This is a genomic window from Arcicella rosea (assembly GCF_014204325.1).
GTDB lineage: Bacteria > Bacteroidota > Bacteroidia > Cytophagales > Spirosomataceae > Arcicella > Arcicella rosea_A.
The window spans coordinates 64524-70604 of the sequence record NZ_JACHKT010000028.1 but is presented as its reverse complement, the minus strand read 5'-3'; the positions used below and the strand labels follow the sequence as shown (position 1 = coordinate 70604).

Annotated in this window: 6 protein-coding genes; 4 read left to right on the top strand and 2 right to left on the bottom strand. The window is 37.1% G+C overall.

All coding sequences use genetic code 11. The annotated features are described in order from the left end of the window. The first annotated feature begins 140 nt into the window (after nt 1-140). Nucleotides 141-1823 carry an astroprincin family protein gene (locus HNP25_RS16700; RefSeq protein ID WP_184135964.1) on the top strand — a complete coding sequence of 561 codons (1683 nt, stop codon included), beginning with the start codon at nt 141-143 and terminating at the stop codon, nt 1821-1823. Nucleotides 1824-1902: 79 nt separating this feature from the next. Here the strand turns inward: HNP25_RS16700 and HNP25_RS16695 are convergent, their stop codons facing one another. Beyond that, on the bottom strand, nt 1903-2628 hold the full coding sequence (locus tag HNP25_RS16695; protein ID WP_184135962.1) for a pyridoxine 5'-phosphate synthase: 726 nt from the start codon (nt 2626-2628) through the stop codon (nt 1903-1905). A 208-nt stretch (nt 2629-2836) separates the two neighbouring features. Here HNP25_RS16695 and HNP25_RS16690 point away from each other — a divergent pair, with 208 nt between their 5' ends. From HNP25_RS16690 to HNP25_RS16680, 3 genes are all read left to right on the top strand, one after another. Next, complete coding sequence (locus HNP25_RS16690) at nt 2837-3289, top strand: GatB/YqeY domain-containing protein (RefSeq protein WP_184135960.1); 453 nt, start codon at nt 2837-2839, stop codon at nt 3287-3289. Between the two features lie 116 nt (nt 3290-3405). Beyond that, on the top strand, nt 3406-3915 hold the full coding sequence (locus HNP25_RS16685) for a CvpA family protein (protein ID WP_184135958.1): 510 nt from the start codon (nt 3406-3408) through the stop codon (nt 3913-3915). 20 nt (nt 3916-3935) lie between these two features. Next, nucleotides 3936-5273 (top strand): dihydroorotase, encoded by a 1338-nt coding sequence (locus HNP25_RS16680; RefSeq protein ID WP_184135956.1) that lies wholly within the window; start codon nt 3936-3938, stop codon nt 5271-5273. A gap of 124 nt (nt 5274-5397) precedes the next feature. Here the strand turns inward: HNP25_RS16680 and HNP25_RS16675 are convergent, their stop codons facing one another. After that, nucleotides 5398-6069: a DUF2306 domain-containing protein gene (locus tag HNP25_RS16675; protein ID WP_184135955.1), complete on the bottom strand. Its 672-nt coding sequence runs from the start codon at nt 6067-6069 to the stop codon at nt 5398-5400. Between the last annotated feature and the right edge of the window lie 12 nt (nt 6070-6081).

Genomic DNA, 6081 nt, shown 5'->3' with positions numbered 1-6081 from the left:
AAGATTGAGTAGCATGAGCGAACAACAAGCTAAAGTACAAGAAAATATGAAAGATTGGCAGTATTGGCCAGTTGTAAACTTGAGATTAGCTGTAAAACTCGACTAATTCAATCATATCATTTAAACTTTATTCTAAAAAGATGAAAAACTTTTTTACTTCTATATTTCGTCCAATAATATATATATTTCTTGGACTTTCACTGGTTTTCGCTTGCCAGAAAATCAATCCTTTTGAAGATGTTGAATTGACGGTGAATACTGATATTTATCAAGCTCCAATTTTAATTCATTTCCTTGATGCAAATGTCGATGCTACCAAATTGCCTGAAAATATCTCAGTCTCAATTTCTGGTCCTGGTAAAAATTTAATTTTTGATGATTTAGGAGGCAAAAATTATACCGCCGCTGGTAATGTTTTATCTCTAGTATTGGATAAAGATGCGAAACCAACAGAAACAAATCCAGTTGAATTTACCGTTTCTGTAACTGCTCCTGGCTATGTTTCAACTAGTCAAACTATTTCTATCACAGACCCCACAAAATCTCTTGAATTCACCGTTCCCTTGACAAACGTAGCCGCAACACCAGAAGGTACAGCTGCTAAAACGGAAACACTTTCATTAACAACTGGACAAACATTAACAGTACCTGCAACAGCTGATAAGCCTGAAGTTGCTACAATAACTATAGCACCTGGCACTCAAGTAAAAGATGAATCAGGCAATGTGATTCCTTCAAATACTGTTAATGCTCAAATTGTTCAATATGGTACTGGCAGTGAGGAATCGTTAAACAGTTTCCCTGGAAGTTTCACACCCGAAAATGTTACTTTGCAAACTGGTGCTTCCACCGCAGGAACATTTGTATCAGCAGGTTTTGTTGCTATTGACATGGAAGCAGGCGGAAAAAAAGTTAAAAGTTTCACAAAACCGATTGATGTAAATGTAGGAATCAATACAGAATTATTTAATCCTGAAACTGACCAAAAAGTAAAAGAAGGAGACCAAATCCCTACTTGGAGTTTTGAAAGTTCTACAGGAGAATGGAAAGAAGAAGGGATGGCTACTGTTGTAAAGGGGAGTGATGGTAAATTATCAGCAACCTTTAAGGCATCACACTTATCTTATTGGAACATTGACTGGTTTTATTATCTTCCAAGATGCAGACCAAGCTTTGCCTTGAAAGTTACATCAAACCTACTTACAAATGTTGTTTCTAGTAATTATTATGCCAAAGTTTATTGGGCACCTGCCAATTCTAATAACTTTCAATATGTTTATCAAGCTTACGGTTTTAATGCTAAAAATGGGGAGTTAAATCAGTACATAGGCTTATATACCCCAAATGGCTCTCGTGTCCGAATTGATGTATATGCTTATAGCAACAATGCCAAAATTGGCACAACTGGCATATTTAATCCATGTGCAAATACCCAAACTCCAATTACAATTAATGCCCCAACACCGCCAACACCAATTGTAGTCGATGTTGATTTTACAGCAAAATGTCAAAATAAGAGCGTTAATATTAAACCGTCTGCTTGGGTAGGTCTATACGACCCGAGTGGTCGTAGCTATTACGAGCGTTATATATCTGGATACATGAGAAGTGGAAAAGCTACAATTGTTGTATATGAAGGTAGAGAATATACTTTTGGTGCATATTATGGTGGCAAATACTACTCAGGAAAAGTAACATTTAATAAAACAGGTTCAAAAATTGTTACTTCTACTGGAACAGGTATTACTGGAACTACATCATACAACACATCTACTGGCAGAGTTCAAGTCGTGGCAAGTTATGTAACTAATGATTGTAAGTAAAACTTACATCCTAAATTTTAAAACAAAAAAGCGGTCGAAAAAATAATTTCGACCGCTTTTTGTTCTAAAACACTAATACCTAATCCTCCGCCTTCGTTTCCCTCAAATACAACTGTACAGTATTTTCTAAACCCAAGTAAAGTGCATCGCAAATCAAGGCATGACCGATGGATACTTCTAAAAGATTAGGAATGTTTTGCTGAAAGTATCGTAAATTATCTAAACTCAAATCGTGTCCTGCGTTCAAGCCTAAACCTAATTCGTTGGCTCTGGTAGCGGCAGTAACAAAATCACGAATGGCTAATGCTTTATTTTTGAAATAGTTTTCGGCATAAGGTTCTGTATAAAGTTCGATACGATCTGTACCTGTTTCTTTGGCTCCTTCTACCATTCTTACATCGGCATCTACAAAGATGGACGTTCTGATTCCTGCTTCTTTAAACTGAGCTACTAAATCAATTAAAAGACTTTTATGTTTGATGGTATCCCAACCTGCATTAGAAGTAACTGCTCCTAAAGCATCTGGTACTAAGGTTACTTGTGTCGGTTTGTTGGCTAAAACCAATTCTACAAATTTTTTCTCTGACGGATTTCCCTCTATATTAAACTCTGTCGTTATTACTTCTTTCAAATCAAATACATCACGATAACGAATATGGCGTTCGTCTGGGCGTGGGTGTACTGTAATTCCTTCTGCTCCGAAACGCTCGCAATCTAAGGCTACTTTCACAACATTTGGATTGTCGCCTCCTCTTGAGTTCCTTAAAGTAGCAATCTTATTAATATTTACACTTAATTTAGTCATAATGCTCGTCATTAATACGTTCTATTGCTTAGTCTTACCATTTTTTCAAAATACTGATAAGCGAAAAACAATTCCTGATAACTGTTTTAGTACCTTTGCAAAAAGAACATTTCTGTGAAGATGTTTGTTCTTTAGAAGCTTCAAAGATAAGTATTTTGAAAAAGAAACATTTTCAAAATTACATATTTTCAAAATCTCAAATAAAATCATGTCATTAAAAACCAATATTGAAAGCGGCATTAAAGATGCCATGCGTGCAAAAGACCAAGACCGTCTTCGTACTTTACGTGCTTTGAAAGCTTTAATTCTGTTAGAAGAAACTTCTGGAAATAATGCCAGTGGTGACTTGCCAGCGGATGTTGAATTAAAATTATTGACAAAAGCTGCTAAACAAAGAAGAGATTCTTTAGAAATATTCAAAGGGCAAGGTCGTGAAGATTTGGCTGAGAAAGAACAAATCGAACTTACAATCATCGAAGAGTTTTTACCAAAGCAATTAACAGACGATGAACTTCGTGCTAAATTAGAAGAAATTAAGGTACGTGTGGGTGCTTCTGCTCCATCAGACATGGGTAAAATCATGGGCGTTGCTACCAAAGAATTGGCTGGTTTAGCTGATGGCAAAGTAGTTTCTGCCATGGTGAAAGCTATTTTGAGTTAGTTTTTCACCTCACCCCCAACCCCTCTCCTGTTGAGAGGGGAGATTTGAACTCAAAGCTTTTCTCCCCTTCTCAAATGGAGAAGGGGCTGGGGGATGAGGTAACATATCTCTTTTCTATGCAACCAATCGACATTTTTATACTGCTACCTACTCTTTGGGGAGCTTACATTGGTTATCAACGAGGCATTATTATTGAAATCATTTCTATTGTCGCTTTCGTTCTTTCTGTCATCATTGGTTTCAAAACGCTTGGTTTTGCCAGCGATTTGGCTTCGCCTTATATGAGCAATGGTCTTACCCATAAAATCATGCCTTATATTGGCTTTGGTGCTGTATTTTTCCCGATTGTTTATCTTATTAATAAATTAGGATGGGTTCTTCGGAAATCTATCCGTTATACCGTTTTGGGTAATTTTGATTCCTTTGCAGGTGCTGTGGTTGGGGCTTTTACTTGGGCTTTTGGCATCAGTATTTTCATTTGGTTAATCACAGCAATTGGTATCAAAATTCCAGAAAGTGATTCTGAAAAAGTATATCTTTATCCGCTCGTTCAACCGCTCGCTCCGAAAGTAGTTGAAAGAGCAATTGACATCGTACCCAAACAAATTGACAAGTTAAGAAAGTAAAATCTCAGTCTCATTTAAGCATGAAAACAATCCTCATTCTAAATGCCCAAGTAGTAAACGAAGGCACAATTCAATCGGCAGACATTTTTGTAAAAGATGGTTTGATTGAAAAAATTGGTACAAATCTCTCTGGCTTAACAGCCGACACGGTGATTGACGCTGCTGGAAAATATCTTTTTCCGGGAGTAATCGACGACCAAGTACATTTCCGTGAACCCGGTCTTACGCATAAAGCTTGTATTCATTCAGAGGCTCGTGCTGGTGTAGCTGGTGGAGTTACTTCTTTTATGGAAATGCCCAATACTGTTCCTAATGCCTTGAACCAAGAATTATTGGCTGATAAATACGAAATTGCTGCTCGTACTTCTTTGGCGAATTACTCTTTTTACATGGGAGCGTCTAACGATAATATCGAAGAAGTACTGAAAACCAATATCCAAAATGTCTGTGGAGTAAAGATTTTTATGGGTTCTTCTACGGGAAATATGTTGGTGGATAATGAGAAAACTTTAGAGAATATTTTCTCAAACAGTCCGCTACTGATTGCTACTCATTGCGAAGATGAAGCTACGGTTCGTGCCAATTCTGCTATTTACAAAGAGCGTTTTGGCGATAATCCACATCCAAGAGTACATCCTGAAATTAGAAATATAGAGGCTTGCTATAAATCGTCGTCAATGGCGGTTGAATTAGCTAAACGCCATAATGCTCGTTTGCATATTTTACATATCACAACGGGGGAAGAAACGGCTTTGTTCACGAATGAAATTCCATTAAAAGAAAAAAGAATTACTTCGGAAGTATGTGTTCATCACCTTTGGTTTGATGCTCGTGATTATGAAACGTTGGGTAACCAAATCAAGTGTAATCCTGCGGTGAAAGCCGACGGACATAAACAACAATTGTTACAAGCTTTGTTGGATGATAAAATCGACGTAATTGCTACCGACCACGCTCCGCATACTTGGGCGGAAAAACAAAATCCTTACTGGTCTTCTCCAGCAGGTTTGCCATTGGTTCAGCATCCTTTGAACTTAATGTTGGAGTTTTATAAAGAAGGAAAAATTACTTTGGAGAAAATCGCCGAAAAGATGTCGCACGCTGTGGCAGACTGTTTCCAGATTTCAAAAAGAGGTTATATCCGTGAAGGCTACTGGGCAGATTTGGTATTGGTAGATTTGAACGAAAGTACTACCGTTACCAAAGAAAATGTTTATTATCAATGCGGGTGGTCGCCATTAGAAGGAAAAACTTTGCATTCAAAAATTACGCATACAATCGTTTCAGGACATTTAGCTTTCCAAGAAGGTACTTTCGACGAAAGTATTACTGGCAAAAGAATGTTGTTTGAAAGATAATTTAGGCTGTAAGCTTCGAGCAATGAGCTTTTTTATTCAGGTCAATACTCATGGCATGACTAGTAAGTTATTTTCAGAATAAAAATATGGTGTTAGTCATGCCATGAGTGTACTTGCCTAAAGCCTACTGTTTTGCCTTCTCCATATAATACTTCCGAGTTCTACTAATAATCATTCCGCCAATTACTCCCGGTGCAATCCAAACTACTAAACCTGGAATATATGGTGGATTATTCACAACCAAAAATGCCGTTACTGTAGCAATATAAGCTCCGCCCATTCTTGAAATATGGTTTTGAAACCAATATCTTGCCTGAAAAGGAACAGTATTGTCTATTACTTTTTTGCCTGAGAATACTCTCAAATCTTCTGTAGCCATCAACAACGAAAAGATGCCAAAAACATTAAATAAAATAGCATAAAAAGTAATTCCTTTTTGATAAGCCAATACTCCAAAAGTCATCATGGCGAAGGCACTGATGATGGTTAAAATAGCACCAATCCAATCAATTAATTCAGGAGCTAAATTTTTCTTCATACGTACCAACCTTGCACCCGTGAAAGTATTGTAAAAACTAAAAACTGCAATTCCTGCTAAGAATATCAATCGAAATTCCATTTTGAAGCGAATCAAAGCTGTTAACGCTACCAAGAACATCGCCCAATAAAATACATTGCCCCAAAATACATGTGCCTTCCCACCTTTCTCGGCAAACATGGGTACTAAACCTGTAGTAAGTGCTGTAAAACCAGCTGCGATATGAACATACAATGCCATTTTTAAAACTATTTCCATCAGAGTAATCTT